Raw genomic sequence first — 26,638 nt, forward strand, 5'->3', positions numbered from 1 at the left:
AGGGTCCTCGTATTGCTTGTCGTCTCGCTTTAACGAAACGACATCGAATAGAAAGTCTTTACCATTGCTTTTTTGCTGTCATCCTTAGGCAACGCCTCCCCCGCATTCGTATAGGCACAAACGAATGCGGGGGTCCTTCGTTCGCTACGCTCTCTCAAGGATGACGACGAAAGACAAACAACAGCAAGAACAAAAACAAGAGCAACAGCGGAAGCAGATTCCCTACGGGAATGACAGAAAGAAAAGCAACAGCAACAACAAGAGCAAAAGAGTAGTTCCGATACACCTTCTTAGTACGTAAGCTTCAGCACAAACTGCAGAATGCGCGGATTGCCGACGGTGGCAGTAATGACACCGAAACTACTCGACCCGATATCACTGGCAGGGTTGGCGAAGGTTGGCGTATTGGTGATATTGAACGCCTGTGCGCGGAACTCCAGGTTTATATCTCCGTGAATGGGAGTAGTCTTCGTCAGTGACAGATCGAGGTCGCGCTGCAGAGGTCCACGAAGGATATTGCGTGCCGTGTTGCCATAGTCAGTTGTTGCCGTGGCGTAGACAGGGGCAACTCCCGTCAGGGTGTCGTTCTGGGTAACAGAATTCGATGCGGTGCTATAGATACCGTTATTGAAATATGCAGTAAGACGATTCTCTGTCCGGCTGTGTTTGACGGCCTGAGCCGTGGTGGCTCCCGACACGAAGTTGGCGCGACTGGTATTGGTTCCGTAGTAAGTTGCACCAGCAGCATCAGTGATACTAAACGGCGTTCCACTCTGAACCACTCCAGTACCATCAAACTGATAACCACCGAAGACGCGAGAGCCGAAGTCACCACGGGCGATGCGCCAGTGCGGCGTCGGCACAGGTTGACTGAAGCGGATGGCTAGATGATGTGTGCGATCGAAATCGGACGGACCATACGCCTGCAATTGGTTGGTCTGATCACCACTGGAGTTGGTGAACACCGAGCCGTCAGTAGTGCCCGAACCGGTATCCAGGCTCTTGGAGTACATATAGGTCGCCAGCAGGCTGGCCTTGCCGAGCCGTTCGGTAAGCGTCGTCTGCAGTGAGTTGAAGTTGGATTCCTGATTGGTCTGCAGGAAGTTAAAGCCACTATTGGAAAAGCCAATATACGGTGCACGAGCAGCGGCGGAGTCGGTAACTCCAGTGTTGTTGGTGGTCACACCATTGACAGGATTAGACGGGCTGGCGATCTGAGCCTGGTTCGCCTCCGTCTCTACGGGCAGATGCTCGCCCCGCGCGCCGACATAGCCGACCTCCAACAAAAGAGCCCGTGTGAGCTGTGTCTGAAGGTTGGCTCCAAACTGCTGGTAGTACGGTGTCCGCAGCTTCGGATCGATGTCGTTGATGGAGATAGGAGCAGGCGCATTCGCGACGTTCTGCGCATACAGTTGCGGAAGGATTGGGAATTGGCTGCGCTGCGGCAACACAGGAAATGGATTGGCCAGCGAGCCGTTGACATTGAGGTAGCTCGTAGCGCCACTGGTATTGAGCGCGCTGGACCCTTCGTAGCTCGGCAAGGAGAGCGCCTCCAGAAGTCCGAGCTGGTTGGACAGACGATCGTAGAACAGGCCATATCCACCTCGTAGCACCATGCGATTGTTCAACTGATACGCGATGCCGAGCCGCGGCGCGAAGTTCAGCTTGTTCACAGAATCAGTGAGTGTGTCAGACACTTTTGGGATGCCAGGCAGAGGGTTGCGTGCATTGCCTGCCTGCACAAAGCCCGCGGACGAAGGATTGCCAACTGTTGGAGCTTGATAGAGACGCGGATCAAAGGCACCGTCGCGGCCATAGATATCCGTAGGCAGGCCAATGTACTCCCAGCGAAGGCCCGCGTTGATGGTCAGCCTCGGAACTGGCTTCCAACTATCCTGCGCAAACAAAGCCACGTCACGTAATCGATCGTAGCGCTGCGTTTGACCAGAGGCCACGGTCTCCTCATAGATATCGCTATGGCCCGTTCCATTTCCACCCAGTTTCGCCGAGGCGCCAGTTTCACCCAGCAAAAAATTCTGGAAGCTGATGAAATCCAGAGTGCCCCGCATGTCGTCGTTGGAGTGGTAGTTGTCCTGATAGCGGCGCATCTCTACACCAAACGTCATGCTGTGCTTGCCCTTGAGCCAGCTCACATTGTCGAAGTACTGCCAGGTGTTCTCGGTGTCGGCTTGATCGGTACTGATCGTGTATCCCATCTCGAAGGAGCCGGAGAACTCGAGCTCGGGAATATCTGAAAAGTCGCCGGAGTTGAAACGCGTCATACCGATGGATGCCAGCGGGAGTTGGTTCTGGAAACCGGTTTGTCCCAAAGCACGATTGAGGCCGATGTGCAGGTCGTTGACTACGTTCGACGAGAAGACATGGGTTTCTGCGATGGAGTAAAGCCGGCTCTTGAAGTTTTGATCCAGACCGAAACCAGGCACAAAGCGGGTAGAAGAAACACTTTGAAACTGTGGTTGCTGGGCGACGATCACGTGAAAAGAGAGACGGTCCTTGCTTGAAATCTGATAGTCGGTGCTGCCGGTGTACTCATCTTCATTGAAAGTCGCAGGCGTCGAAACAACATAGTTTGCGCCCGTTGTGTTGGTCGTCTGTGGCGAGGGAATAACATAGTTGCCGTTGGCGAACTTCAGTTGCAATAACGCAACCGCTACAGGACTGATGTTGGAACCACTGGCGTTGATCGTGGGACCGTTGTAGGAGGTTTTGCCAAGGGAATGCCCAAACGCCCCAAGAGAGGCAAGCGACCGGTCTTGCGGAATCTGAGGAAGATTGTCAGAGGTGATGCCGGGATAGCCATTCACCTGCCGCGTGCCCTGATAGTTGAAGAAGAAGAAGATCTTGTCCTTCTTGATAGGCCCGCCAATGGATGCTCCAAACTGGTTCTGAATCAGCTCCGGCCGCGGCTGTCCTTGCCCCTTAAGGAAGTAGCTGTTGGCGTTGAAAATGGTATTGCGGAAGAACTCGTAGATGTCTCCATGGAATTGATTCGCACCTGTGCGAGTGATGAGCGCTACGTTCGATCCGCCTGACCGTCCAGTCGTTGCGTCGAACAGCGCTGTCTGAACTTTGATCTCCTGGATGGCGTCCGGCGGAGGAATGATCACGCTATTGGAGGCGAAGCTATTGTTGGCCGCACTATTGGTGTGCACGTTCACTGCGTCCACACCGTCGACGTAGACGGAGTTCGAGTTGGTGCGCGCGCCATTGACGTTTACAACCTGTGTGCCGCGTCCCAGGCCAGTCGCATCGTTCAACGGCGCGATCACACCCGGCGACAGCGCGAGCAACTGCGTGAAGTTATTTGTCGCCAGTGGCAACGAGGCAATGCTTGTGCCGCTGATGAGCGCGCCTTGCGTCACCGACTCAGTCTGCAGCAGAGGTTCTGCCGAACTGACTTCGACAGTAGTGGAGACATCTCCCACCTTCATCGTCGTGTTTACCGCGATGTGCTCGGTCACGTTGAGCGTTGCGGTTTCGACGATGATCGCAAAGCCACTCAACTCAAAGGTGACGGCATAATCACCGGGCTGGAGCGAGGGAAAACTGTATTCGCCGGCCTTGTTGGTGATAGCAGTGCGAAGTTCTCCGCTAGCTGTATTGCGAGCCGAGACCTGCACCCCTGAGAGCAGCGCGGCGCCCTTGTCAGTAACCACACCGGAGATCGTGCCAGTGGTCTGGGCATGCGCCGCCAGTACCGTCGCAAACAACAGAACCAACGCAATGCCTGCGTACGTATGAAGAACCTTCCGCAATATCATCATCTCGTCCAACCTTCCTTACAAAGACCACGGAGCCCGAGTTCTACTTGCCTATGGCAACGGCGCGTTTTTCGCGACCGATCAGGGTCATCACGGCGGCCAGACAAAAGACGACAGCCGCCGTCATGGCCATCGACACGGAATAAGAGCGGCCTTTGGCCAGGGTTGCTTCCAGATACACGACCACACTGGAGAGAAGCACGCCGACCTGATTCCCCAGGCCGGGCAGTGTGCCGCGCACAGAATCGGGGCTGAGCTCGGCGACGTGCGCGGGTACCACGCCCCACGCGCCCTGCACGCAGAATTGCATCAGCACGGCTCCCAGAATGAGCAAGGGTAGCGTGTGCGCGAAAGCCCATAGCGGGATAACAGCTAGAGCTCCAGCGATGGCACCGATCATGGCCCAGCGCCGCCCGATCCTGTCGGAGATCCAGCCGATCGAAAGGCCGCCGAGAATCGCTCCCACCATCGAGATCGCCGTAAGCGCTGCCTTCTGTTTGCCGAAGATGCCCCAGTCTTTTTCGAGGAACGTCGGATACATGTCCTGCGTGCCGTGCGAACTCATGTGCATGGCCATCATGAAGAACGTGAAGTAGAGGAAGAGCTTCCAGTTCGAGGCCAGTGTGCGGCCAAGTCCTGCCAGGCTCGATGGATGATGCTGCTTCCAGGCCTCGGACTCGCGAACGTTGAGCGCCACGAAGGCAGCCGACGCGAGTGCGGGCAGACTGCCGATGTAGAACAGCGGCCGCCAGCCGTACGCCGGCGCAACGAAGAAGTAGGCGCCGGCGGCCAGCAGAAAACCGATGGCATAACCCTGCTGCAGCAGGCCGCTGAGAACGCCGCGATACCGCGCCGGGACCTTCTCCATCGCCAGGGAGACGCCGACACCCCATTGGCCACCCATGACCACGCCGAAGACGGCCCGGATGCAGAGGAACTGTACAAAGCTGTGCGCGAAGCCCGTCGCCAACTCCACCACGGCGAAGAGGCAGAGGTTGACGATCATGGGGATGCGACGGCCAAAGCGATCGGAGATGCCGCCGAAGAGGAAGGCCCCCACTGGCCGCAGCGCGAGAGTCGCGGTCAGGGCGAGCGTCATATGCCTGACGTCCTGCCCGAAGTCTTTGCCGATAGCCGTGAGCGAGAGCACGACAAGGAAGAAGTCGAAGGCATCCAGCGTCCAACCGGCGAGACCCGAGAGGAACGCTCCGAACCAGGGTTCGGGACTGGCCGTGGAGGGTGGCGCAACGGCGTCTTGATTTGCCGGTTGGATGAAGGGCGTGGACAAAAGTTTCTCCTGGTTCGGGACGCAAACGATGCGTTTCTGAAACCGCCGCGAATCCTAGACAGCGCAGGAGAAATCTGTCTTCAAGAAGTTCTAAAGAAAATATAAATATTGATTCTAAATGGCTTATTACCTGATTATGGGATGTAGGGCTGAGCGGTACCTCTCTCTGGCTTGCCCTTCCTGATCTCTCCCATAGCTTGTCCTCTCTACCAGCGGCACCTGAACCACTGGTCGCAGCGCAGCGGATCAAGCGATGGGTCGACCCGCGCGGCCGTACTTTCGATCACGGGTGGATACTCAGGAATCCTTTTACAAATTAAGAAAAAAGACGGGGGCCATGGATGCGAGCGCGGCTCCGGCCTGCAGCGCAAGCACTGGCAGCGTCTGCCTCGGAGCACGTGGCAGCCACCTGATCGCGAAGAAAGCCACGATCGGAGTCTGTCCGGCCATGAGCAGCTGCCAAAGATGGGCAACTGCCCCCTCATCGGCACGATGGACGACGCCGTATATAGCAATATCTCCAAGGACCATCGCCAAGGCGATGAGTGACATTGCCAGTGGAAGAAAAGCGCTCGGCTGTTTCAGGACAGCGCCAAAGGAACGGATAGGTTGATGCATTTTGCCTCCTCGAGTTGGGAAGACGTGCTCACAGAGTGCCGACCAAACGACGTTTACCGACGCACCAAAATCGCCGTGGTGCGTCTCAAGAAATGCCTCGAACTCCTCGCCGTAGCGCTCTCTCCAATAGCGCGGATACAGACGCATAAGCAGATGAGCGACTGTGCGATTCATAAAGGCTCCAGTCTTTCCAGTCCAACTTTGGTGAACTGTTGCAGCGTGGTCAGCTTAGCGCGGAGAACGCGCATACCCTCAGCTGTGATGCGATAGGGCTGGCGGCGCTCCTCAGGTGGAAGCGGTTCAATCCAACCCTGCTGCTCCAGACGAGCGATTGCCCCGTACAGCGTCCCCGGCCCCAGCCGGGTTCCACAAATGCTTGCAATGTCTTCGATCATCGCGTGCCCGTGCTTCGGGCCATTGGCCAAACTGGCAAGGACAAGCAGCGGCGGGTCAGAATAGTGCCCCATTCGCGCGCTCTCTCCGTCTACTACGTGCCGCGTACTACGCATGACGTACTTATAATACGATCGCTACTCCGTTGCAAGGGATATTATTGGCTTGCTCTGAAGAGACAGCTCCCTACAATTTCATTCTCCCCAGCAGTCCCTGGAACGCGGGGTCTGTGCGGAGGGGATCGAGCGAGGGGTCGACCCGGGCGTACACCATCGACGTGGAATGATCGTCGACAGCTTTACCCAGCGCTTCGATCGCCTCCGCATTACGACCGAGGCCGATCAAGACCAGCGCGCGGCTGATGGGGGGCACGTAATGCGAGGCTGCTCGCTCATGGAGCTCCGCCAGCACCTTCTCGGCGGCAGCCCGGTTCCCTGCCCGCGCCTCGGCGTCGCCGAGCAGCCCCTCCACCCACGGGTCCCGGTCCTCGGGGTTTCCCGATAATGCGAGTGCCTGTGTCAGGTTGGTAACGGCGGCGGCGTAGTCTCCGGTTGCCATCTCCACCATGCCTAACCGGGTGCGGGCGCGGACGAAGTTGGGATCCAGCTCGAGAACACGGTTCAGCGCGACCAGCGCTGCCGCGTTGTCGTGACTCAGATACTCGATCCACCCGACGTTGGTACCGATGATCAGCGACAGCGGATCAAGCTTCTGGGCCAGGTGGATCTCGTAGAGCGACTGCGGAAAGCGGCCCATCGCGGCCAGATCGAGTGCGTACCAGTGGTGCGCGGTGGCGTAGTTGGGGTTGAGCTGGATGGCGTGCTCGAACTCCTGCTCGGCAGCGGCGAGGTTCCAGTCGGTAAAGAAATAGATCATGCCGAGCGAGGCGTGCGGCTCAGCCAGCGTCGGGTCGAGGTGGATGGCCGAGAGCGCGGCGGAGCGAGCATCGGCGTTGGCTGAGCTGCCGGGCTCAACCGAGAACGAGGCCAGCAAGGCATAGGAGTCGGCGAGGCCGGCGTAGGCGGGCGCGTAGTTCGGGTCGGCATCGATAGACTGGCGAAAGTAGTCAGTACTCTTGCGGAGGCCATCGACGGTGCGGCGGTTCCAGAAGTAGCGTCCGCGCAGGTAAAGCTGATAGGCCGGGCCGTCGGGATGCGCAGTGACATTGGGCTTGGGCGGAGCGGAGATCGCTCCGAGCCGATGCAGCTCGTGCGCGACAGCTTCGCCCGCATTCTGCTCGAGTTGAGGCAGACTGTCGGGCGTACCGCTGACACTGTCCTGCCAGAGAACGAAGCCATCACGAACACGGAGGAGACGAAGGTGCAGCGTCTCACGGCCGGAGGCGATTTCGACACTGCCGGAGAGGATAGCGTCCACTCCCTGCTCGCGACCGGCGGCCACGGGATCGACGGTGGCCCCCGTGGAGTAGCGAAGCACGGAGCCCGTTGGACGCACGACTAGATCGCCATCGAGGCGCGAGATAAGACCGTCGGTCATGCCTAGCAGGACAACCTCATCGGGCGTATCGGATGCGGCGTGCGCGCTGGCACTGTCGAGCGTAAACGGCAGAACCGCAAGGGTGCGGATGGGAGAACGCGGCTTCAGGAGATGCCACGCTCCAGCCAGAAGACCGGCCAGCAGAACCGCAAGGGTGATCAGCAGTGCCCAGCGTCGCGCGTGCGGTTTCGCAGAGGAGTCGCTTAGCGCCGAGGCTGTGGGTTCGAGGCTTGCAGACGCTACAGGCTCAGAGGGATAGACATCCTCGGACCGTAGAGGCGGTGCCACAGGTTTCGTCGCGCGCGGTGTGGATTCAACCTCGCGCACCTCCGCAACGAAGCGATAACCGCGACGAGCAACTGTCTGGATATAGCGGCGGTCCTGCGGATCTTCGTTGAGCGCACGGCGCAGGGTAGAGATGGCGACGGTGAGATTCGACTCCTCGACGAAGGAATCGTGCCAGACGGTGGTCAGCATCTCCTCCTTGGTGATGAGGGCGCCGGGCTTGCGAACGAACAACAGCAGCGCATCGAACACCCGGCCGGGCAGAAGGATCTCCTTGCCCTCGCACGTGAACAGGCGGTTCGCCGGGTCGAGCCGGAAGTTTTCGAACTCGAAGAGAACGGCGGCCTGCGCTGAGCTGGGTGCTGACGGAGAAGGAGGTTCAGTGCGCGGGCTGCCTGGATTCGACTGCATGACGGGAAAACCTCACTCTAGCATGCATGCCTGGCTGCTGGAAGTGTTGGAGATGTGGCCATGTAGTCACTCTATATTCGATAACCGTTCGCTTTTGCTTTTTCTTTAGAGGTTTTCGGGGTGTCTTGAGGACAACCGTATATCGGCTGCTCTAGTGTTTTGTGGGTCCCCTCTACGGGGATGGAGGTAACCATGTCCGCGGCAAGCAAAAGCGTATCAACTTCAACGCGTGTTCTAACCACCAACAAACACCTTATCCGCTGGGTTGAAAAGATGGCCGAGCTCACACAGCCGGCAGCCATCCACTGGATCGACGGCTCCGCCGAGGAGAACGAATACCTCTGCCGCCAGCTCGTCGATGCGGGAACTTTCATCAAGCTGAATGAGAAGCTGTGGCCGGGGTGCTACTACGCACGGTCTTCGCCGAACGATGTCGCACGCGTCGAGGACCGCACGTTCATCTGCTCGCTCTCCAAAGACAACGCCGGACCGACGAACAACTGGGAAGACCCGTTCGTCATGAGGAAGAAGCTGAAGCAGTTGTTCCGCGGTGCGATGCGCGGACGCACGATGTATGTGCTGCCGTATTCGATGGGACCCATCGGCTCTCCGATGTCGCAGATCGGCGTGCAGCTTACGGACTCAGCCTATGCCGTGGTCAATATGCGCATTATGGCGAGAGTTGGTGCGCCGGTGTTTGCGGAGATCGATAAAGACGTGAAACGCGTCGTGCCCTGCATGCACACAGTCGGAGCACCGCTCGCGCCCGGCCAGCAGGACGTGGCATGGCCACAGAACGACACCAAGTACATCGTTCACTTTCCGGAGACCCGCGAGATCTGGAGCTACGGTTCTGGATACGGAGGCAATGCGCTGCTGGGCAAGAAGTGCTTTGCACTGAGGATTGCTTCGAACATCGCTCGCGATGAGGGCTGGATGGCCGAGCACATGCTCATCCTCGGCGTGGAATCTCCGCAAGGCGAGAAGACGTACGTTGCGGCAGCGTTTCCTTCGGCCTGCGGCAAGACCAACTTCGCGATGATGATTCCGCCCAAGGGCTTCGACGGCTGGAAGATATGGACCGTCGGCGACGACATCGCGTGGATCAAGCCGGACGCCACAGGCCAGCTTCGTGCCATCAATCCGGAGGCAGGCTTCTTTGGTGTGGCTCCGGGCACGAGCGGCAAGACCAATCCGAACGCGATGGCGACGCTCAGCCGCAACACGATCTTCACCAACGTTGCACTGACTCCTGAAGGCGGCGTGTGGTGGGAGGGCATGACCGACGAGCCGCCCGCCGAGTGCCTCGACTGGCGCGGCGAGCGGTGGACTCCCGAGATTGGCCGTGAGACGGGCAAGCCCGCCGCGCATCCGAACGGACGCTTTACCGCGCCTGCCGTGCAGTGTCCCAGCATCGATTTAGCGGCGTGGGAGTCGCCCGATGGCGTGCCCATCTCGGCGTTTCTCTTCGGGGGGCGCAGGCCGACGACGATCCCGCTCGTCTTTCAGGCATTCAACTGGTCGTCCGGCGTGTATCTCGGCGCGACTATGGGTTCTGAGACTACCGCTGCCGCCGGAGGAGCGCTGGGCAAAGTACGCCGCGACCCAATGGCGATGCTTCCCTTCTGCGGCTATCACATGGGCGACTACTTCCGGCACTGGCTCAAGATGCAGCGCGAGCTCACCGTCACGCCACGCGTCTTCCACGTCAACTGGTTCCGCAAGGACGAGGACGGCAAGTTCCTGTGGCCGGGCTTCAGCGAGAATATGCGCGTCTTGAAGTGGGTCGTCGATCGCGTGCGCGGCCGTGCGCAGGGCAAAGAGACACCTATCGGCTGGACACCGCACTACGAGGATATGAACTGGGACGGGCTCGACATGCCGCGCGCGAAGTTCGACGAGTTGCAGAAGGTCGACCGCGCAGCGTGGCGGCAAGAGGTGATGGGCCACGAAGAGCTGTTCCTCGCAGTGCACGATCATCTGCCGCCGGAGATGATCTATGAGCGCGAGTTGTTGATCTGCAGGTTGTAAAGACAAACCCATTAGCAGAGAGCGCCCGGGATTTCAGCCGGGCGCTTTTTTTGCGTACCTACCAGCAGCAGGCCTTATTTCGGAACCAAAGTGCGATAACGTTCGTATCTAGCTCAACCTGCTGATACGAGGGATTCCCTTGCGAAAAATACGTCTTCTGCATCAGGCGGTTCTCCTGCTCTTCTCGATTTCTCTGCTGGGGCCAGCCGCCGAAGGCCAGGTTCAGTGGCCTCAGGCGAAACCAGAGGCAGAGGGCATCAACAGTGCAGCCCTCGCGTCGCTGTTTCAGGGCTTGTCCGCGGATTCGCGCAAAGACATCAAGGGTGTCGTCGTTCTGCGGCACGGCAATCTCGTCGCAGAGTCTTATTTCAACGGAGATACTGCCGACACACTCCACGACATCCGCTCCGCAACGAAGAGTCTTACCGCGATGCTCATGGGGATTGCGATCGAACGTCATTTCGTTCACAGCGTGGATGATCCGATCGCGCTGTATCTCCCCGGGCTGCCGCAGGACGGCAAGCAGGCCATCACCATTCGCGACCTGCTCAATATGCGCTCCGGCCTGAATGCGGACGATACTGATCCTTCCACACCCGGAAATGAAGACAGGCTGGATGAATCGACCGACTGGATAAAGACGGTGTACTCCGTACCAATGAGGACCCAGCCGGGCCAGAAGTACCTCTACTGCTCCATCAATGCCTTTCTGACCGGAGCCATTATTGAGAATGCCAGCAAGATGCCTCTCGATGTCTTTGCCAAGCAGGCGCTCTTCGATCCGTTAGGCATTCGGCAATTCGAATGGCGGCATGTCCCGGCAGGGCGCACCACAGGCCAGGGGAACTTGCAGATCACGACTCGCGATGAAGCGAGACTAGGCGAACTCGTTCTGCATAACGGTGAATTCGGCGGCCACCAGATTATCGATCGCCAATGGATAGAAAAAAGCGTTGCCAACCAGGTGCCTATCGCCGCGGACGATCCCTACTCCGACTTCTATGGCTATATGTGGTACTCCAGAGCAGAGCCGGTCAATGGACACAAGGTTCAGGTCCACTTTGCCTCTGGCAATGGAGGCAATAAAATTTACGTCATTCCTTCGATGGATATGGTCGTAGCCGTCACGTCGAGCGCGTACAGTCGCGGCTACGGACAGTTGCGGTCGCAGGACATTCTGCTCAAGATCCTTGCAGCAGTTCATCCCTAGCCGCAATCTGAAGCGAGGCGCCTGCCTGCCAAAGAAAAAGATCTTAGCGAGTAAGAATGACCGGGCCGTCGTGGGTGATGGCCACCGTGTGTTCGAAGTGCGCGCTGATGCTGCCATCGGTAGTGATTGCGGTCCAGCCGTCTTCGAGCACCTTCACGTCCGCCGTGCCGGCGTTGATCATTGGCTCGATCGCCAGCACCATGCCGGCCTTCAGGCGCGGGCCTTTGCCGGCATCACCGAAGTTGGGCACCTGGGGGTCTTCGTGCATCGATTTACCGATGCCGTGGCCGACGAACTCGCGCACGATGCCGTAGCCTTCTTTTTCGCACATGCTCTGCACTGCGTTCGAGATGTCGAAGAGTCGGCCGCCAACAACAGCCTTGTCGATAGCCGCATAGAGCGAGGCTTCGGTGACACGCAACAGCTTTTCAGCCGCCGGGCTGAGCTTGCCCACCGGATGGGTCACCGCGCAGTCGGAGTAGTAGCCGTCGACAATGACACCGCAATCCACAGAGACAATATCGCCCTCGTTCAGAGTGCGCCGCTCGCTCGGGATGCCATGGATGACTTCGTTGTTCACGGACGTGCAGAGCACTGCCGGATACCCGTGATAGCCCTTGAAGGCCGGCTTCACTCCCAGCTCTTCGACCTTCGCCACAGCCGCGCGCTCCAGGTCCATGGTCGTCGCACCGACGCGAACCGCAGCTTTCACGGCGTCATGTACTTTGCGCAAGGCAATGCCGGAGATGCGCATCTTTTCAATCTCGGCAGCGGATTTGATCAGGATAGCCATAGGAAACAGAGTGTAGAGAGTAGAGGATAGAGTGTAGTGAACAGTAGAGTCGAGAGAATTGTCTATTCTCCAGACACTATTGTTTATTTACCGTTTTCGGGGTGGTGACGGAGTTGCAGTAGCGCCGAGCGAATGCCTTGTGTTACCTCGTCGACAGGGCGGTCGCCATCGACTTCGGCGAAGCGGTTGCCGTGCGAGCGGTAGTACTCGATGACAGCGGCCGTTTTGATCTGGAAAGTCTTCATGCGTTCGTGAAAGACCTCTTCGGTGTCATCGGTGCGCTGCTCGAGCTTGCTGCCATCGACGTCACAGATGCCTTCAGTCTTTGGAGGATTGGTGTAGATGTTGTAAATACGCCCGGCAGGCGAGATGCGCCGTCCGGTAATGCGCTCCAACAGAACCTTTTCGCCGACAATGATGTTGATCGCGACCACCGGCAGCAGATAGGCGACCAACTGGCCGTCGAGCCACTCCGCCTGAATGAGCGTGCGCGGAAAGCCGTCGAGGATGTAGCCGTGCTCGGTGTCGGGCTCCGTAAAGCGGGCAGCGACCATCTGGTTGACGAGATCGTCAGGGACGAGCTTGCCCTGGCTCATCAGATCTTCGGCCAGCATACCGAGCGGCGTGTGGTTGCGCCGATGGTCGCGCAGGAGGTCTCCCGTAGAGATCTGCGGGATATTGAACTCGTCCATCAACCGCTTGGCCTGCGTTCCTTTGCCCACTCCAGGGGCTCCGAGCAAAAGTACAGGGCCGGGGAGGAAGTCGCTCGCATTGGGAAGGGGTCTGGACATAGCTTGATCTTTGATGAAGGTCGGGGGTAAAGGGGTTCTCAGAAGTGAGGTGCCAGTTCTCAGCTATCAATGGATATCGATAACTGAGAACTGACACCTGAGAACGGACAACAAAAGCTACCAGCTGCGACGGCCGCGAATACGCCCGGACTTGGGTGCGAAACCCTCGTAGTGGCGCATGATAAGCTGCGACTCGATCTGCTGCACGGTATCCATAGCAACGCCTACAACGATCAGCAGCGATGTGCCGCCGAAGTAGAAGTTCAGGCCAAGACCGTTGGTCGTCCATGCCGGCAGACTGTCAAAGAACCTGCCGATAAGCCACAGATGGTTGAAGTGAATACCGCTGATCAGCAGCGTCGGAATGATCCAGATAATCGTCAGGTAGATCGCGCCAACCAACGTGATGCGCGTCAGCACATCGTTGATGAAGTCGGAGGTGCGCTTGCCGGGACGAATACCGGGAATGAAGCTGCCGTACTTGCGCATGTTATCGGCGATATCGTCCGGACGGAAGATGATCGAGATATAGAAGTACGAGAAGAAGATGATCGCCGCAATGGAGATGAGTTCATACCAGGGCTCGGACGGCATCAAGTTACGGAAAACCGGGCCGAGGTAGGTGGTGTCCTTCAAAGGGCCGGAGCCGAAGAAGCCAACATTCTGCAGCAGCATGGGGAACGACAGAATCGAGCTGGCAAAGATGACTGGCATCACGCCGCCGGAGTTCACCTTGAGCGGAAGGAAGCTGGAGGATGGCGCAGCCATGCGGCGGCCAACCATGCGCTTCGCCGACTGAATCGGGATGCGGCGCTCCGAGCGTTCGACGAAGATGATGAATGCGACGACAGCGACCATCATGGCGAGGATCAGAACAATCGCAATGGGGGTAAAACCACCCCACGCGCTATTGCGTGCCTTGTCGTAGAGCTCCATGATGCCGTGGGGCAGACCGACGACGATGCCGGTGAAGATCAGCAGCGACATACCGTTGCCGATGCCGCGCTCCGTGATCTGCTCGCCCAGCCACATGATGAATGCCGTACCGCAGGTAAGCGTGATCACGCAAAGCGGCAGGAATGAGCCCTTGCTCATGGTGATCATGCCTTCGCCGGTCTGCGTATTGGTAAGGCCAAGACCGATGAAGAGACTCTGCACGATCGCGAGCAGCACCGTGACGTAACGCGTCCACTGAGTGATCTTGCGACGGCCCAGCTCGCCTTCTTTCTGCAGCTTCGCTAACGGCTCATAGATAACGGTGAGCAGCTGAAAGATGATCGACGCTGTGATGTACGGCATGATGCCGAGGGCGAAGACCGTCAGCTTGCGCGCGTTGCCGCCGCTAAACAGATCGAGCAGGCCGAGCGCTCCACCGGAGTTCTGATTGAAGAACTCAGCGAGCTTGGCAGCGTTGATGCCGGGCGTAGGAATGTGCGCACCCAGACGATAGACCGCGAGCAGGCCGAGCGTAAAAAATATCCGCTTGCGCAGGTCGGGAATGCGGAAGATGTTGAGGAATTTCTCGAGCATCGTGTGTCGAAGACCTTAAACCGGATTTCCGGATTTCGAAGCTTCAAGCTGAGGTCGCAAGGCCTTACGGCTGGAACGAGCACTCCGCTGGGGTTCTTGAGAATGATTCTATAGCGGAAAGCTGCAATTTGATAAATAAGGCCGGGGCCATAGCCCCGGCCCGTGAATCGTTAGGCCGCTTCGCCGATGATGATGGCCTTGCCGCCGGCAGCTTCGATGGCCTTCTGCGCAGCCTTCGAGAACTTGTGCGCATGAACCGTGACCGCCGACTTGAGCTCGCCGTTCGCGAGGACCTTTACCAGGCCGTCGCGCTTCTTCAGGATGCCGTGCTCGGTGAGCTTCTCCAGTGTGAGCTCGCTCTCGTTGAGTTCGGCAATTCTGTCGAGGCCGAGGACGGCGTACTCGACGCGGAAGATGTTGGTGAAGCCGCGCTTGGGCAGACGGCGGTGCAGCGGCATCTGGCCGCCTTCAAAACCACGCATCAGGCTGGAGCCCGAACGCGACCCCTGGCCCTTGTGGCCGCGGGTCGAGGTCTTACCCATGCCGGAGCCCATACCGCGGCCGACACGCTTCTTGTTTTCATTCGCCTTCTTGGGCGCCTTCAGATTGCTGAGATTCAGTGCCATAATTTCCTCGCTAACGCCGGATTAGCTTCTAGCTCTTAGCCTCTAGCTGTTAGCTGGAGGTCAAACCGATTAGCTTGTGCCGACTCGCATGTAATGGGTCGCGGTATGCGACCTTTTTCAAACTTCTGCCTGATCAGCTTTAGCTGGAAGCTAAGAGCTGACAGCTGGAAGCTGTCTTAGTCAACGATACGGACGAGGTGAGGAATCTTCTTCACCATGCCGCGGATCGACGGAGTATCTTCGCGTTCAACGACCTGATTCAGACGCGTGAAGCCCAGGCCCTTGACGACGAGCTTGTGCTTGACGGGAGTGCAGATCTGCGAGCGGAAGTACTGAAGCTTGATCTTGTTTTCGGCTGCCATTGTTCTTCTCCGTAAGGAGTGGCAAGTGAGAAGCGACAAGTGAATGAATCTCTCGCCTACCGCTTACAGCTTGCCACTGCAATTTCTAAAGTTCGTCGACCGACTTGCCGCGCAGAGCCGCAACTTCAGCGCGATCGCGAAGCTGGCTGAGGGCGTCAAAGGTGGCCTTGATCACGTTGTGAGGGTTGGCCGAGCCGAGGCTCTTGGTGAGCACGTTCTGCACACCAACCGCAGTCATAACCGCGCGCACCGTCTTGCCGGCGATAACACCGGTACCTTCAGGCGCGGGCTTCAACAACACCTCGCCCGAACCAAAGTGGCCCAGAACGATGTGGGGGATAGAGGTCTGCGTCAGGTTGACCTTGAGCAGGTTCTTCTTGGCGGCCTCGATGCCCTTGCGGATGGCCTGGGGAACTTCCTTAGCCTTGCCCGAGCCGTAGCCGACCACACCCTCAGCGGGATCGCCGACGATGACCAGTGCGGCGAACGACATGTTTTTGCCGCCCTTGACGACCTTGGTGACGCGGTTGATGGAGACGACCTCATCCTTGAGGTTCATCCGATTGCCGTCGAGTCTCTTTTTCGTAGCCATTATTTTCCTTAATCCTTCTGGCGCGATGCGCCTGACAGCAAACCTTAGAACTCCAGCCCGGCTTCGCGGGCGGCATCGGCGAGTGCCTTGATGCGGCCGTGATACAGATAACCACCACGGTCGAAGACCACCTTCTTGATGCCCTTCTCCAGACCGCGCTCGGCGATCAGCTTGCCTACAGTCTTTGCCGCTTCGACGTTACCGCCTGCGGTCTTGCCCTCACCCTTCTTGCTGACAGTGGAGGCCGAGACGATGGTGGTACCAGTCGCGTCGTCGATGAGCTGTGTATAGATGTGGTTCAGCGAGCGGTACACGTTGAGACGTGGACGCTCGGCCGTGCCGGACATCTTCGCGCGGATGCGAGAGTGCACGCGCTGGCGAATGTCGTTGCGTTTGCGGAGATTGATCATGGTCTTTCCTTCCTAGTGGCGTCGCCTCAGTGAAGACGACGTTCGGTTGTGATGGAGAGATGAGAAAACAGATAACAGAGATCAGGAGTACGTCCGCTGATTTCTCATTTCTGATCTCTCATCTCTCGCCCTATTACTTAGCGCCCGTCTTTCCGACCTTCTTCTTGAGCTTCTCGTCGGAGTAGCGAACACCCTTGTTCTTGTATGGATCAGGCTTGCGCAGCGAACGCATATCCGCCGCAACCTGGCCAACCTTCTGGCGATCGATGCCCGAGACCGTAACGTGCGTCTGCTTGGGGTCGATCGCAACTTCGATGCCGGTGGGCAGCGGGAACTCGATGGGGTGGGAGTAGCCGAGAGTGAACACGACCATATCCTTCCCCTTCAGCTCGACACGATAGCCAATGCCGACGACGTCCAGCTCTTTCTTCCAGCCGTTGGTCACACCCTCAACCGCGTTGAAGACCAACGCGCGTGCAAGGCCGTGAACGGCTGCGTGCGCGTCATCGGGACGCTCGACGGTGAGAATACCGTCCTTCTCGGACAGCGTGATGCCCTCTGGGATCAAGGCGTTCACCTTGCCCTTGGGGCCTTCGACAACGACGATATTGCTCTGCACCGTGTACTTGACGCCCTTGGGCAGCGTGATGGGCTTTTTGCCGATACGTGACATCTCTAAATCCTTTGTGGCTTGCGAGTCGCGAAGTATTTCCTTCGTTCCACTGCAGCCGGCGATTATGGCTCGCCTTAGGCCAGGGCTAACGCCCTTCTATCTTGCAGGGGAGAGGATGGGCCAAAGCCCACCCCTCCTCCGGGACTACCAGACTTCTGCGAGAATCTCGCCGCCAACACCTTCGCGGCGGGCCTGACGGCCAGTCATGACGCCCTTCGGCGTGGTCATGATCGAGATGCCGAGGCCACCCTGAACGCGGCGAATCTCGTCCTTGCCCAGATACACGCGGCAACCGGGACGCGAGATGCGCTTGAGGTCGCGGATGACCGGCTCGTTGTTCGGGCCGTACTTCAGGTACACGCGCAAAACCTTCTGGCCTTCTTCTTCAGCGGCCTTGTAGTTCGCGATGTAGCCCTCCTCCTTGAGGATGCGGGCGATCTCGGTCTTGAGCTTGGAGGCTGGAGCGTCGAGCTTCTGGTGACGGGCGCGGTGTGCATTACGGATACGCGTGAGGAAGTCTGCGACTGGATCGGTGAGGTTCATCGTTTTCCTTTCATCCCCCGTTCGCTCCGTGCCGATCGGCACAGAGAACCTGCGGGAATGGTTGTGGCGGTTCGCTTTGCAGCGTGTCGCGCCGATATTTGTCTCACCCTCCTGGTCTTTCCAGGGAGGGCCGAGGCTGAAGCCCCGTTCAACACTCGAGAGACTAGCGGACAGAAGTCCGGTGTCTCTCTCGAGTGGAAGCGATTGCCGAACTTACCAGCTGGACTTGACGACGCCTGGAATCTCGCCCTTGAGAGCAAGGCTGCGGAAGCACAGACGGCAGACGCCGAACTTGCGCAGGAAAGCGCGTGGGCGGCCGCAAAGCTGGCAGCGGTTGTGCTGACGGGATTTGAACTTCGGCGTGCGTGCGTCTTTGACGCGCTTTGCGGTAGTAGCCATAACTTTTTACTCTCTCTATCTTACTGCAACTTATTGGCGTTACCTAGGGCTGAAGCCCCTGTTTCGCCTGTCTAAGGCAGCGGACTAACGTCCGCTGCTACTTCAAAAACCTATGCACCCTGACGGAACGGCATGCCGAAGTGCTTGAGCAGGCTGCGGGCACCGTTGTCGTCTTTGGCAGTGGTCACGATGGTGACGTTCATACCCTTGGTCTTGTCGACCTTCGCGTAGTCGATTTCGGCGAAGATCAGCTGGTCGCGCAGGCCAAGCGTGTAGTTGCCACGGCCGTCGAAGCTCTTCGAGGAGACGCCGCGGAAGTCGCGCACACGGGGCAGTGCAATCGAGATCAGGCGATCGAGAAACTCGTACATCGCATCACCGCGCAGCGTGACCATCGCACCGATGGGCATGCCCTCACGCAGCTTGAAGGCCGCGATGGACTTCTTCGCCTTGGTGATCACCGGCTTCTGGCCGGCGATGGAGCCGAGATCAGCGAGCAACGGATCCATAATCTTGACGTTCTGCGTCGCTTCACCGAGACCCATGTTGATGACGATCTTCTCCAGCTTGGGAACCGCCATGATGTTCTCGAGGCCAAGGTCCTTCTGCAGAGCCGATTTGATCTCGCTGTTGTACTTCTCTTTCAAACGTGCTGCCATGTGGCTTCTTCTCTTTCTCCACGGTTCCGGGGTAGCTTGCGCCGTATACCGTTTCGTGGGGTGCTCAATTTTGGATACTGCTTACTTCTTCTTCGTCTTCGCCGCTGTCTGCTTCTCGGCGATCGCAACACCATTGGTACGGGCGATGCGGGTTTTCTTGTCGCCTTCGACGTGATGGCCGAGACGCGTTGCCTTGCCTTCGCTGTCAGCCAGCATCACGTTGGACACGTGGATCGGAGCTTCCTGCTCGGCGATGCCGCCTGCGATGTTCTTCTGCGCATCCGGTTTGATGTGCTTCTTGATCATGCCGACGCCTTCAACCAACACGCGCTGCTTGGCGACGATGACGCGCAGAACGCGACCCTTCTTGCCCTTGTCCTTACCGGCGATGACGACGACCTGGTCGTTGCGCTTGATGCGAATCTTGCTGGCGACGATTGGCTTGTGCTTGCTTGGCATAACTGCTCTCCTGCCTCGGCGATCTACTACTGCGGAGCCGGAATCCGCTTTAGGGTTCCCAGTTCTCAGTTGTCAGCAAAAATCTGCCTTGCACTGAGAACTAAGAACGGACAACTAGATAACTTCAGGTGCGAGCGAGACGATCTTGAGAAACTTCTTATCGCGGAGCTCGCGGGCAACGGGACCGAAGACGCGCGTGCCGACTGGCTCCATCGCATCGTTGACCACAACAGCCGCGTTCTCGTCGAAACGGATATACGTGCCGTCGCGGCGACGATATTCCTTGTGCGTGCGGACGATGACCGCCTTCACGACCTTGCCCTTCTTGACGGTGCCGTCGGGCGAGGCTTCTTTGACAGCCGCGGTGACGACGTCGCCGAGACCGGCCTTCTTGCCGAGACCGCCGCCGAGCGGCAGGATGACCTGGAGCTTGCGGGCGCCGGAGTTGTCGGCGACGGCAAGGATGGTGCGCATTTGTACTGCCATGGTGAATCTCCTTGCAGCAGCGGGAAGCCTGGGCCTCACGCAGAAACTTGGTATTACAAGAGGACTAACGAGTAGCCCTAAAAGGAAAGCAACTACGCCTTCTGGATAGCGTTCTCGGCACGCGACGGCTTCTCATCCGGCAGAGCGGACAAAGACGACCGGCGAATGATCTCCTCAAGAGACCAGCGCTTGAGCTTCGACAGAGGACGCGACTCGCGAATGCGGACAACGTCGCCCACGCGTGCGGAGTTCTGCTCGTCATGCGCGTAGAACTTCTTGTTCGACTTCATAACGCGCTTGTACTTCGGATGCGCCTTGCGCATCTCGATCTCGACGACGATGGTCTTCTGCATCTTGGTCGAGACGACCTGGCCGACCTTCTCGTTGCGGCGCGCTGCTGTTGGTTCAGCAGTGGTTGTTACAGTGGTATCGGCCATGGTTATTCCTTCCCTGCCTTAGCAGTGGCGAGCTCACGTTCGCGAGCGATGGTCTTGAAGCGAGCGATGTCAAGCTTGAGGCTACGGATCTTACCGATGCCCTCCTGCTTACCGAGGCTCTTGGCGAAGCGAATGCGGAAGAGCTGCTCAGCGGCCTTAGCCTCTTCGCTCTTCAACTCCTCGCTGCTTAGATTACGGATCTTGTCCAGTTCCATGATGACTTCCTTCAAAATCGAAAAGCAAAAATTCTGCTTGGTTTCTTTACTTGGCGGCCACTTCAGGCTTCATGCCGGGGCGGACGACGAAAGTAGTCTTGAGCGGCAGCTTGTGCGCCGCGAGACGCATAGCTTCCTTCGCGAGCTCGACCGGAACACCTTCCATCTCGAACAGAATCTTGCCCGGGCGAACGACGGCAACCCAGTGATCGGGAGCGCCCTTACCCTTACCCATACGGGTTTCGGCAGGCTTCTTGGTGATGGGCTTGTCCGGGAAGAGGCGCAGCCAGACCTTACCGCCACGCTTGATAAAGCGGGTCATGGCGATACGCGAGGCCTCGATCTGGCGGTCGGTAATATAACCGCACTCCAGAACCTTGAGACCAAAATCGCCAAACGAGATGTCAGAGCCGCGCCACGCCTTACCGCACATGCGGCCGCGTTGCTGCTTGCGGTATTTAACCTTCTTGGGCAAAAGCATGAGGAATTCCTTCTAACGTCCGCGAGATGTTGCAATGAAACGTCCGCGAATAGGTCGGATGGTTCAGCCGGGGTCTCTGCACTGAAAGTAGCCGCGCAGACTCGGGGCCAAAACTTGTTAAGTTTACAGGAAATTAGCGAATTTATCCAATCCGCTAATTTCCTGCAAAGAAATTAGAATGCGCCGGTCGTGATCGGAGCTGGTTCGCGACGCTTCTTCTGCTCGTAAATGTCGCCGCGATAGACCCAGGTCTTGACGCCGATGATGCCGTAGGTGGTGTGCGCCTCGGCAAAACCGTAGTCGATGTCGGCGCGCAGCGTGTGCAGCGGCAGACGGCCCTGGAGATACCACTCCGAGCGTGCGATCTCGTTACCGTTCAGGCGGCCCGATACGCGGACCTTGATGCCCTTGCAGCCGAAACGCAGCGCCGAGTCAACCGACTTGCGCATCGCACGGCGGAACGAAACGCGCTTCTCAAGCTGTAGCGCGATGTTCTCGGCGACGAGCTGAGCGTCGAGCTCCGGCTTGTTGACCTCGAGGATGTCGATAAACACCTCGCGGTTGGTCCGCTTCTGGATGTCGGCCTTGAGCTTGTCGATCTCCGCGCCCTTGCGGCCGATGATGATGCCCGGACGCGCAGTGCGGATAATCAGGCGCAGCTTGTTGCCGGGGCGCTCGACCTCGACGGAGCTGACGCCGGCAGCCTTCAGCTTCTCACGAAGCTCGGCCTTCAGCTTGACGTCCTCAACCAGCAGCTTGTCAAAACCGCGCTCGGTGAACCACCGCGACTTCCACGGTTTGTTGATGCCGAGTCGGAATCCATACGGATGGACTTTCTGTCCCATAGCTTCCCTTTACCTGAGCCATAGCCGGTTGAGCCGGCGCGGCTGATGTTGCAAATGCGTGTTATTGAGAAACAACCAATTGAAATCGAACCAACCAGTTGCTTCTTGAAATTCTGTTGAACTACTTGGCTACTGCCTTCTTCTTGGCCGGGGCTTTCTTCGCCGGGGCCTTCTTGGCAGCAGTCTTCTTGGCAGCGGGCTTGCCGGCAGTCTTCTTCACCGGTTCGGCTGGAGCCTCAACACTGGCCGCAGCAGCAGCGGATCTCTTCTCTGCCACGGTGATGATGATGTGCGAGATGCGACGCTGATAGCGGAACGCGCGGCCCATGGGGGCAGGGCGGATGCGCTTCATACGCGGACCTTCGTTGGCGATAGCCGTCTTGACGTAGAGGTTATCGACGTCGACGTCCAGACCCTTCTCGCCGGAGATGTAGATTGCGTTCTGCACAGCCGAGCGCAATACCTTCTCGACGATCGGCGACCAACGCTTGTTGGTGAAGGCGACCGTATTGATGGCCGCTTCAACGCGCTGGCCCTTGATGAGGTCGAGCACGAGCTTGGCCTTCTGCGGACTGCCGCGCTGGAACTTGGCCTCGGCGCGGAACTCGGGAGTTTTCGGTGCGGTTACTTTTGCCATTGCTGGATCCTTAGAACAAAAAGCAAATGCCTTTTGTCGAAATCTTTTTTACTTCGCCTTCGCCGTGTCAGCAGCCTTCGCGGAGTGACCCTTGAAGGTGCGGGTAGCCGAGAACTCGCCGAGCTTGTGGCCGACCATGTTTTCGGTGCAGTAGACCGGAATGAACTTGCGTCCGTTGTGCACGGCGATGGTGTGGCCAACCATATCGGGATGGATGGTGGACCGGCGCGACCATGTGCGAATAACCTTCTTGTCGTTGGCGGCGTTCATCGTGTCGATCTTCACCATCAGGTGAGCGTCGATGAACGGGCCTTTCTTTGCCGAACGTGACATTTGAAACTCCTGGGTACTCGGTACAACGAATCTCGTGAGGAGTTCCGAGACTTGGTGTTGCCCGTCTGCATCGTCGTCGATGCTCCTCCGGGCTGTGAGTTACTTAGTCCGGCGCTGGACGATGAACGTGTCCGTGCGCTTGTTGTTGCGAGTCTTGTAGCCGCGTGTCGGCTGGCCCCACGGCGTAACCGGATGACGGCCGCCTGAGGTCTTACCTTCACCACCACCGTGCGGGTGATCGACCGGGTTCATCGATACACCGCGGTTGGCCGGGCGAATGCCCTTCCAGCGGTTGCGTCCAGCCTTGCCGATCGTGACGTTCTCATGATCGGTGTTGCCAACCTGGCCGATGGTCGCCATGCACTCCACGAGCACCTTGCGGGTTTCGCCGGAGGGCAGCTTCAGGAGAGCGTAATCGCCTTCCTTCGCGATCAGGTTGACCTGTGCGCCAGCGGAACGAGCCATCTGCGCGCCCTTACCAGGACGCAGCTCGATGTTGTGCACGATCGTACCGGTCGGAATGAACTTGAGCGGCAGAGCATTGCCGATCAGGATATCGGCCTCGGGGCCGCTCATGATCTTCTGCCCAACACCCAAGCCAACCGGCTGAATGATGTAGCGCTTCTCGCCGTCCGCGTAGTGGATGAGCGCGATGCGGGAGCTGCGGTTCGGATCGTACTCAATGGTCGCGACCGTGCCAGGAATACCGTGCTTGTCGCGCTTGAAGTCGATGAGGCGCAGCTTCTGCTTGTGACCGCCGCCCTGGTGGCGGATAACCAGCTTGCCCATGTTGTTGCGGCCGCCGGTGCGAGGCTTTACCGCCAACAGCGGCTTATGCGGCTTGTCGGTCGTGATGTCGTCGTTGACCAGCTTCGTCTGGAAGCGGAGGGTCGGTGTAATCGGACGGAAACTTTTAATCGGCATAGTACTTCTTCCTTTGCCTGCCAAGCGCATATTGGTCTCGCGCTTGGCCTGGATCGTTCTTGCTTCTCAGTTGTCTGTTGTCAGCCCTAGGTCGATCTTCAGAACTGACAACTGACAACCTGTACTAAATCTCTGCAGCGAAGTCGGGAACCTTCTCGCCAGCCTTCAGGCGAACGTACGCCTTCTTCCAGTCGGGGAGGAAGCCGGCAAACTTACCACGGCGGCGCTCTTTCCCCAGAACGTTGGCGGTGCGAATGCTCGCAACCTTGACGTTGAAGAGCTGCTCGACAGCCTGCTTGACCTCGGTCTTGCTGGCGTTAGCGGCAACTTCAAATACGAGCGAGCCTTCAACTTCGCGGCTCGTCAGGGCCTTCTCGGTAATGAGAGGGCGACGAATAACTTGATAAACGGTAGGCATTATGCAGCCTCCTTCTCAGCGTGCTTGCGCTTGGAGACGGACTTCTTCAGCGTCTCCTGCAGGGCTTCGAGCGCGGCCTTCGAGAAGATCGCGTGCTCATACTTGAGCAGATCGTAGGGATGAACTTCCGACGAAAGAACCAGCTCCACACCCTGAAGGTTGCGCGAACCGAGATAGAGCTTCTCGCTAAGCTGCTGCGAGCTCTCCACCAGGAGCGCGGTCTTCTTCGCTTCGAGCTTGTTCAGCGCGGTGCGATAGAGCTTGGTCTTGCCTTCGCTCACATCGAAGTTCTCAACCACAGTGAACTTGCCGTCTGCAATCTTCGAGGCGATAGCCGAGCGCAGCGCGCCCAGCAGCTTCTTGCGGGGGAACGCATACTCGTAGCTGCGCGGCTGAGGTCCGTGGACCGTACCGCCGCCACGCCAGAGGGGAGTGCGGATGCTGCCGACGCGGGCGCGGCCCGTGCCCTTCTGCTTCCACAGCTTCTTACCTGCGCCTGAGACGAGCTTACGATTTTTAGTCGCGTGCGTACCCTGGCGAAGGCTGGCGCGATAGTGCTTGACCGCCTCCCAGAGCAGAGCCTCGTTCACTTCTCCCGCGAAGACATCGTCGAGCTCGAACTCGCCGACCTTGGCTCCCGTGAGATTAACTACATTGATGTTTGCCATCTTCTTCTCTCTTCGTGCGCACCATCGATGCGGTGCGCCCTAACTTTGTTCGTCTGCCTTATCGGTCTGTTCCCCGAGCAGAGGTTGTTACCTACTTACTTTTTCTTGGAAGGAGCTGCCTTCTTGGAAGCCTTCAACGCGTCCTTCGTAGCAGCACCGGCGAATCCGCGACGCTCTCTTGGCGGCGCCTTGGCCTTGGAGACCAGAACGTAGCCGTCACGCGCTCCGGGGACCGCACCATCAACGAGGAGGAGATTATCTTCAACGTCGATGCCACGAATACGGAGATTGCGGACCGTGACCTGGTCAGTGCCCATGTGGCCAGGCATACGCTGACCGGGGAACACGCGCGAGGGGAACGACGAGGCGCCGATAGAGCCCTGCACCTGGAACATGTGACCGTGCGACTTGGGACCGCCGCCGAAACCGTGGCGACGAATAACACCCGCAAAACCGCGGCCCTTGGAGTTGCCGATCACGTCAACGAACTTGGTGTCGTTGAAGATCTCAACCGTAATACGATCGCCAGCTTTAGCCGACTGATCACCCTCTTCACCGGTGACCGACTCGAGCTGAACTTCGCGGATCTCCCTGACGGGGGGCACGTTCGACTTCGCGAAGTGTCCGGTCATCGCCTTATTGATCTTCGAAGCCTTCACGAACTCGACGAGTCCGATCTGGGCAGCGTCATAGCCGTCCTTCTGCACGGTCTTGAGCTGCGTGATGACACATGGGCCGACCTTGAGAACGGTAACCGGGTGAACGTCACCGCGGTCATCGAACACCTGAGTCATACCGATCTTCTTACCGAGAATTCCTGTAACTGACATACTTCCCTTTCCTCATCATGCGGCGTTGGTCGCGGCACTGTAGGTACTTCTTTTTAGCGAGTCAGCTTTAGGCTGACTTGCTCTATTACTTACTTCGTAACCGTCTTGATCTCAACGTCGACACCCGCCGGCAGGTCGAGCTTCATAAGCGCGTCGACGGTCTGCTGCGTGGGCTCGAGGATATCGATCAGACGCTTGTGCGTGCGAATCTCGAAGGCCTCGCGCGACTTCTTGTCGACGTGGGGCGAACGCAGAACGCAGTACTTGTTCTTCATCGTCGGAAGGGGAATCGGTCCCGCAACCTGCGCGCCGGTGCGCTTGGCCGTCTCGACGATCTCGCTGGTGGAGACGTCCAGGACGCGATAGTCATAAGCCTTGAGACGAATGCGAATGCGCTGCTGTGCCATATTGAATCTCTTTCTTATTCAAAGAACGCTTGGAGTGGCTGCCGGCCGTCGTGAATCTTGGCGAACCGGCAGCCCTCGTTATCTGTTAGCCGAGAAGCAAAAGTCTTCTTATAGAAGAACTCTTACTTGATGATCTCGGAGATGGTACCGGCGCCTACAGTGCGACCACCCTCGCGGATGGCGAAGCGCAGGCCCTTCTCCATGGCCACCGGGGTGTGCAGCGTGATCTCCAGCGAGATGTTGTCGCCCGGCATCACCATCTCGGTGCCCTCAGGCAGCTTCGCCGAACCCGTTACGTCCGTGGTCCGGAAGTAGAACTGGGGACGGTAGCCGTTGAAGAACGGAGTGTGACGTCCGCCCTCTTCCTTGCTCAACACGTACACCTCGCCCTTGAATACCGTGTGCGGCGTGATCGATCCCGGCTTCGCCAGAACCATGCCGCGCTCCACGTCTTCCTTCGCGATACCGCGCAGAAGAAGTCCAGCATTGTCTCCAGCAAGACCTTCGTCCAGCTGCTTCTTGAACATCTCAACGCCCGTAACCACCGTCTTGCGCGTCTCGCGGAAGCCGACGATCTCAGAGTCCTCGCCCACCTTCACCTTGCC

At 58.3% G+C, this 26,638-nt stretch carries 32 protein-coding genes; 2 read left to right on the plus strand and 30 right to left on the minus strand.

Annotated elements, in window-relative coordinates; genetic code table 11:
- Positions 1–290: 290 nt before the first annotated feature.
- The 5 genes from GSQ91_RS24675 to GSQ91_RS24695 all read right to left on the minus strand — a co-directional run bounded on the left by GSQ91_RS24675 (position 291) and on the right by GSQ91_RS24695 (position 8,274).
- Complete coding sequence (locus tag GSQ91_RS24675) at positions 291–3,785, minus strand: TonB-dependent receptor domain-containing protein (protein WP_254064865.1); 3,495 nt, start codon at positions 3,783–3,785, stop codon at positions 291–293.
- A 40-nt stretch (positions 3,786–3,825) separates the two neighbouring features.
- Positions 3,826–5,070: an MFS transporter gene (locus tag GSQ91_RS24680; RefSeq protein ID WP_158824383.1), complete on the minus strand. Its 1,245-nt coding sequence runs from the start codon at positions 5,068–5,070 to the stop codon at positions 3,826–3,828.
- A gap of 309 nt (positions 5,071–5,379) precedes the next feature.
- Entirely contained in the window at positions 5,380–5,862 is a 483-nt protein-coding gene (locus GSQ91_RS26015) for a hypothetical protein (protein WP_254064866.1), read from the minus strand.
- Positions 5,859–6,155, minus strand: coding sequence for a PadR family transcriptional regulator (locus GSQ91_RS24690; protein ID WP_158824384.1), 297 nt, complete (start codon positions 6,153–6,155; stop codon positions 5,859–5,861). Before GSQ91_RS24690 ends, GSQ91_RS26015 begins: the two co-directional genes overlap by 4 nt.
- Before the next feature lie 112 nt (positions 6,156–6,267).
- Positions 6,268–8,274: a winged helix-turn-helix domain-containing protein gene (locus GSQ91_RS24695; RefSeq protein WP_158824385.1), complete on the minus strand. Its 2,007-nt coding sequence runs from the start codon at positions 8,272–8,274 to the stop codon at positions 6,268–6,270.
- A 192-nt stretch (positions 8,275–8,466) separates the two neighbouring features.
- Here GSQ91_RS24695 and GSQ91_RS24700 point away from each other — a divergent pair, with 192 nt between their 5' ends.
- Together GSQ91_RS24700 and GSQ91_RS24705 are read left to right on the plus strand one after the other, a co-directional pair.
- Positions 8,467–10,305, plus strand: a complete 1,839-nt coding sequence (locus tag GSQ91_RS24700; protein WP_158824386.1) for a phosphoenolpyruvate carboxykinase (GTP) — start codon at positions 8,467–8,469, stop codon at positions 10,303–10,305.
- A 139-nt stretch (positions 10,306–10,444) separates the two neighbouring features.
- Entirely contained in the window at positions 10,445–11,515 is a 1,071-nt protein-coding gene (locus tag GSQ91_RS24705) for a serine hydrolase (protein ID WP_158824387.1), read from the plus strand.
- A gap of 43 nt (positions 11,516–11,558) precedes the next feature.
- Here the strand turns inward: GSQ91_RS24705 and map are convergent, their stop codons facing one another.
- The 25 genes from map to GSQ91_RS24830 all read right to left on the minus strand — a co-directional run.
- Complete coding sequence (gene map / locus GSQ91_RS24710) at positions 11,559–12,308, minus strand: type I methionyl aminopeptidase (RefSeq protein ID WP_158824388.1); 750 nt, start codon at positions 12,306–12,308, stop codon at positions 11,559–11,561.
- An 83-nt stretch (positions 12,309–12,391) separates the two neighbouring features.
- Positions 12,392–13,099 (minus strand): adenylate kinase, encoded by a 708-nt coding sequence (locus tag GSQ91_RS24715; RefSeq protein ID WP_158824389.1) that lies wholly within the window; start codon positions 13,097–13,099, stop codon positions 12,392–12,394.
- 117 nt (positions 13,100–13,216) lie between these two features.
- Positions 13,217–14,629 (minus strand): preprotein translocase subunit SecY, encoded by a 1,413-nt coding sequence (secY, locus tag GSQ91_RS24720; RefSeq protein ID WP_158824390.1) that lies wholly within the window; start codon positions 14,627–14,629, stop codon positions 13,217–13,219.
- A 170-nt stretch (positions 14,630–14,799) separates the two neighbouring features.
- Positions 14,800–15,249 (minus strand): 50S ribosomal protein L15, encoded by a 450-nt coding sequence (gene rplO, locus GSQ91_RS24725; protein ID WP_174240737.1) that lies wholly within the window; start codon positions 15,247–15,249, stop codon positions 14,800–14,802.
- 182 nt (positions 15,250–15,431) lie between these two features.
- Positions 15,432–15,617, minus strand: coding sequence for a 50S ribosomal protein L30 (gene rpmD / locus GSQ91_RS24730; protein ID WP_158824392.1), 186 nt, complete (start codon positions 15,615–15,617; stop codon positions 15,432–15,434).
- Between the two features lie 85 nt (positions 15,618–15,702).
- On the minus strand, positions 15,703–16,209 hold the full coding sequence (rpsE, locus tag GSQ91_RS24735; RefSeq protein WP_158824393.1) for a 30S ribosomal protein S5: 507 nt from the start codon (positions 16,207–16,209) through the stop codon (positions 15,703–15,705).
- A 44-nt stretch (positions 16,210–16,253) separates the two neighbouring features.
- Positions 16,254–16,619, minus strand: a complete 366-nt coding sequence (gene rplR, locus GSQ91_RS24740; protein WP_158824394.1) for a 50S ribosomal protein L18 — start codon at positions 16,617–16,619, stop codon at positions 16,254–16,256.
- 133 nt (positions 16,620–16,752) lie between these two features.
- Positions 16,753–17,292 (minus strand): 50S ribosomal protein L6, encoded by a 540-nt coding sequence (gene rplF, locus GSQ91_RS24745; RefSeq protein WP_158824395.1) that lies wholly within the window; start codon positions 17,290–17,292, stop codon positions 16,753–16,755.
- Between the two features lie 144 nt (positions 17,293–17,436).
- Positions 17,437–17,835, minus strand: coding sequence for a 30S ribosomal protein S8 (gene rpsH, locus GSQ91_RS24750; protein ID WP_014263821.1), 399 nt, complete (start codon positions 17,833–17,835; stop codon positions 17,437–17,439).
- Positions 17,836–18,048: 213 nt separating this feature from the next.
- A complete protein-coding gene (locus GSQ91_RS24755; RefSeq protein WP_158824396.1) occupies positions 18,049–18,234 on the minus strand; it encodes a type Z 30S ribosomal protein S14 in 186 nt (61 codons plus the stop codon).
- A gap of 110 nt (positions 18,235–18,344) precedes the next feature.
- Complete coding sequence (rplE, locus tag GSQ91_RS24760) at positions 18,345–18,893, minus strand: 50S ribosomal protein L5 (RefSeq protein ID WP_158824397.1); 549 nt, start codon at positions 18,891–18,893, stop codon at positions 18,345–18,347.
- A gap of 81 nt (positions 18,894–18,974) precedes the next feature.
- Complete coding sequence (rplX, locus tag GSQ91_RS24765) at positions 18,975–19,316, minus strand: 50S ribosomal protein L24 (protein ID WP_174240738.1); 342 nt, start codon at positions 19,314–19,316, stop codon at positions 18,975–18,977.
- 150 nt (positions 19,317–19,466) lie between these two features.
- Positions 19,467–19,838, minus strand: coding sequence for a 50S ribosomal protein L14 (gene rplN / locus GSQ91_RS24770; protein ID WP_158824399.1), 372 nt, complete (start codon positions 19,836–19,838; stop codon positions 19,467–19,469).
- 92 nt (positions 19,839–19,930) lie between these two features.
- Positions 19,931–20,275 carry a 30S ribosomal protein S17 gene (gene rpsQ, locus GSQ91_RS24775; protein WP_158824400.1) on the minus strand — a complete coding sequence of 115 codons (345 nt, stop codon included), beginning with the start codon at positions 20,273–20,275 and terminating at the stop codon, positions 19,931–19,933.
- A 2-nt stretch (positions 20,276–20,277) separates the two neighbouring features.
- A complete protein-coding gene (gene rpmC, locus GSQ91_RS24780; protein ID WP_158824401.1) occupies positions 20,278–20,490 on the minus strand; it encodes a 50S ribosomal protein L29 in 213 nt (70 codons plus the stop codon).
- A gap of 46 nt (positions 20,491–20,536) precedes the next feature.
- Positions 20,537–20,971, minus strand: a complete 435-nt coding sequence (rplP, locus tag GSQ91_RS24785) for a 50S ribosomal protein L16 (protein ID WP_158824402.1) — start codon at positions 20,969–20,971, stop codon at positions 20,537–20,539.
- A gap of 173 nt (positions 20,972–21,144) precedes the next feature.
- Positions 21,145–21,816 carry a 30S ribosomal protein S3 gene (gene rpsC, locus GSQ91_RS24790; protein WP_158824403.1) on the minus strand — a complete coding sequence of 224 codons (672 nt, stop codon included), beginning with the start codon at positions 21,814–21,816 and terminating at the stop codon, positions 21,145–21,147.
- 121 nt (positions 21,817–21,937) lie between these two features.
- Complete coding sequence (gene rplV, locus GSQ91_RS24795; RefSeq protein ID WP_158824404.1) at positions 21,938–22,453, minus strand: 50S ribosomal protein L22; 516 nt, start codon at positions 22,451–22,453, stop codon at positions 21,938–21,940.
- Between the two features lie 48 nt (positions 22,454–22,501).
- Complete coding sequence (gene rpsS, locus GSQ91_RS24800; RefSeq protein WP_158824405.1) at positions 22,502–22,786, minus strand: 30S ribosomal protein S19; 285 nt, start codon at positions 22,784–22,786, stop codon at positions 22,502–22,504.
- Positions 22,787–22,885: 99 nt separating this feature from the next.
- Positions 22,886–23,710 carry a 50S ribosomal protein L2 gene (rplB, locus tag GSQ91_RS24805; RefSeq protein WP_158824406.1) on the minus strand — a complete coding sequence of 275 codons (825 nt, stop codon included), beginning with the start codon at positions 23,708–23,710 and terminating at the stop codon, positions 22,886–22,888.
- 124 nt (positions 23,711–23,834) lie between these two features.
- Positions 23,835–24,128: a 50S ribosomal protein L23 gene (locus GSQ91_RS24810; protein WP_158824407.1), complete on the minus strand. Its 294-nt coding sequence runs from the start codon at positions 24,126–24,128 to the stop codon at positions 23,835–23,837.
- Positions 24,128–24,796, minus strand: a complete 669-nt coding sequence (rplD, locus tag GSQ91_RS24815) for a 50S ribosomal protein L4 (protein ID WP_158824408.1) — start codon at positions 24,794–24,796, stop codon at positions 24,128–24,130. The genes GSQ91_RS24810 and rplD overlap by 1 nt, the downstream gene beginning before the upstream one ends.
- 95 nt (positions 24,797–24,891) lie before the next feature.
- Positions 24,892–25,626, minus strand: coding sequence for a 50S ribosomal protein L3 (rplC, locus tag GSQ91_RS24820; protein ID WP_158824409.1), 735 nt, complete (start codon positions 25,624–25,626; stop codon positions 24,892–24,894).
- 89 nt (positions 25,627–25,715) lie between these two features.
- A complete protein-coding gene (gene rpsJ, locus GSQ91_RS24825) occupies positions 25,716–26,033 on the minus strand; it encodes a 30S ribosomal protein S10 (protein WP_014263806.1) in 318 nt (105 codons plus the stop codon).
- Positions 26,034–26,155: 122 nt separating this feature from the next.
- A partial coding sequence (locus GSQ91_RS24830) for an EF-Tu/IF-2/RF-3 family GTPase (RefSeq protein WP_305794293.1) occupies positions 26,156–26,638 on the minus strand: 483 nt, incomplete at its 5' end.

It is taken from the genome of Granulicella sp. S156, from assembly GCF_009766105.1.
In the GTDB taxonomy this organism is placed as follows: domain Bacteria; phylum Acidobacteriota; class Terriglobia; order Terriglobales; family Acidobacteriaceae; genus Granulicella.

Bases quoted from the DNA above. Each gene is read 5' to 3' on its own strand.
- GSQ91_RS24675 (WP_254064865.1), bottom strand. From the start codon at position 3,785: ATGATGATATTGCGGAAGGTTCTTCATACGTACGCAGGCATTGCGTTG.
- GSQ91_RS26015 (WP_254064866.1), bottom strand. From the start codon at position 5,862: ATGAATCGCACAGTCGCTCATCTGCTTATGCGTCTGTATCCGCGCTAT.
- GSQ91_RS24690 (WP_158824384.1), bottom strand. From the start codon at position 6,155: ATGGGGCACTATTCTGACCCGCCGCTGCTTGTCCTTGCCAGTTTGGCC.
- GSQ91_RS24695 (WP_158824385.1), bottom strand. From the start codon at position 8,274: ATGCAGTCGAATCCAGGCAGCCCGCGCACTGAACCTCCTTCTCCGTCA.
- GSQ91_RS24700 (WP_158824386.1), top strand. From the start codon at position 8,467: ATGTCCGCGGCAAGCAAAAGCGTATCAACTTCAACGCGTGTTCTAACC.
- map (WP_158824388.1), bottom strand. From the start codon at position 12,308: ATGGCTATCCTGATCAAATCCGCTGCCGAGATTGAAAAGATGCGCATC.
- GSQ91_RS24715 (WP_158824389.1), bottom strand. From the start codon at position 13,099: ATGTCCAGACCCCTTCCCAATGCGAGCGACTTCCTCCCCGGCCCTGTA.
- secY (WP_158824390.1), bottom strand. From the start codon at position 14,629: ATGCTCGAGAAATTCCTCAACATCTTCCGCATTCCCGACCTGCGCAAG.
- rpmD (WP_158824392.1), bottom strand. From the start codon at position 15,617: ATGGCAGCCGAAAACAAGATCAAGCTTCAGTACTTCCGCTCGCAGATC.
- rpsE (WP_158824393.1), bottom strand. From the start codon at position 16,209: ATGGCTACGAAAAAGAGACTCGACGGCAATCGGATGAACCTCAAGGAT.
- rplR (WP_158824394.1), bottom strand. From the start codon at position 16,619: ATGATCAATCTCCGCAAACGCAACGACATTCGCCAGCGCGTGCACTCT.
- rplF (WP_158824395.1), bottom strand. From the start codon at position 17,292: ATGTCACGTATCGGCAAAAAGCCCATCACGCTGCCCAAGGGCGTCAAG.
- rpsH (WP_014263821.1), bottom strand. From the start codon at position 17,835: ATGAACCTCACCGATCCAGTCGCAGACTTCCTCACGCGTATCCGTAAT.
- GSQ91_RS24755 (WP_158824396.1), bottom strand. From the start codon at position 18,234: ATGGCTACTACCGCAAAGCGCGTCAAAGACGCACGCACGCCGAAGTTC.
- rplE (WP_158824397.1), bottom strand. From the start codon at position 18,893: ATGGCAGCACGTTTGAAAGAGAAGTACAACAGCGAGATCAAATCGGCT.
- rplN (WP_158824399.1), bottom strand. From the start codon at position 19,838: ATGGCAGTACAAATGCGCACCATCCTTGCCGTCGCCGACAACTCCGGC.
- rpsQ (WP_158824400.1), bottom strand. From the start codon at position 20,275: ATGGCCGATACCACTGTAACAACCACTGCTGAACCAACAGCAGCGCGC.
- rpmC (WP_158824401.1), bottom strand. From the start codon at position 20,490: ATGGAACTGGACAAGATCCGTAATCTAAGCAGCGAGGAGTTGAAGAGC.
- rplP (WP_158824402.1), bottom strand. From the start codon at position 20,971: ATGCTTTTGCCCAAGAAGGTTAAATACCGCAAGCAGCAACGCGGCCGC.
- rpsC (WP_158824403.1), bottom strand. From the start codon at position 21,816: ATGGGACAGAAAGTCCATCCGTATGGATTCCGACTCGGCATCAACAAA.
- rplV (WP_158824404.1), bottom strand. From the start codon at position 22,453: ATGGCAAAAGTAACCGCACCGAAAACTCCCGAGTTCCGCGCCGAGGCC.
- rpsS (WP_158824405.1), bottom strand. From the start codon at position 22,786: ATGTCACGTTCGGCAAAGAAAGGCCCGTTCATCGACGCTCACCTGATG.
- rplB (WP_158824406.1), bottom strand. From the start codon at position 23,710: ATGCCGATTAAAAGTTTCCGTCCGATTACACCGACCCTCCGCTTCCAG.
- GSQ91_RS24810 (WP_158824407.1), bottom strand. From the start codon at position 24,128: ATGCCTACCGTTTATCAAGTTATTCGTCGCCCTCTCATTACCGAGAAG.
- rplD (WP_158824408.1), bottom strand. From the start codon at position 24,796: ATGGCAAACATCAATGTAGTTAATCTCACGGGAGCCAAGGTCGGCGAG.
- rplC (WP_158824409.1), bottom strand. From the start codon at position 25,626: ATGTCAGTTACAGGAATTCTCGGTAAGAAGATCGGTATGACTCAGGTG.
- rpsJ (WP_014263806.1), bottom strand. From the start codon at position 26,033: ATGGCACAGCAGCGCATTCGCATTCGTCTCAAGGCTTATGACTATCGC.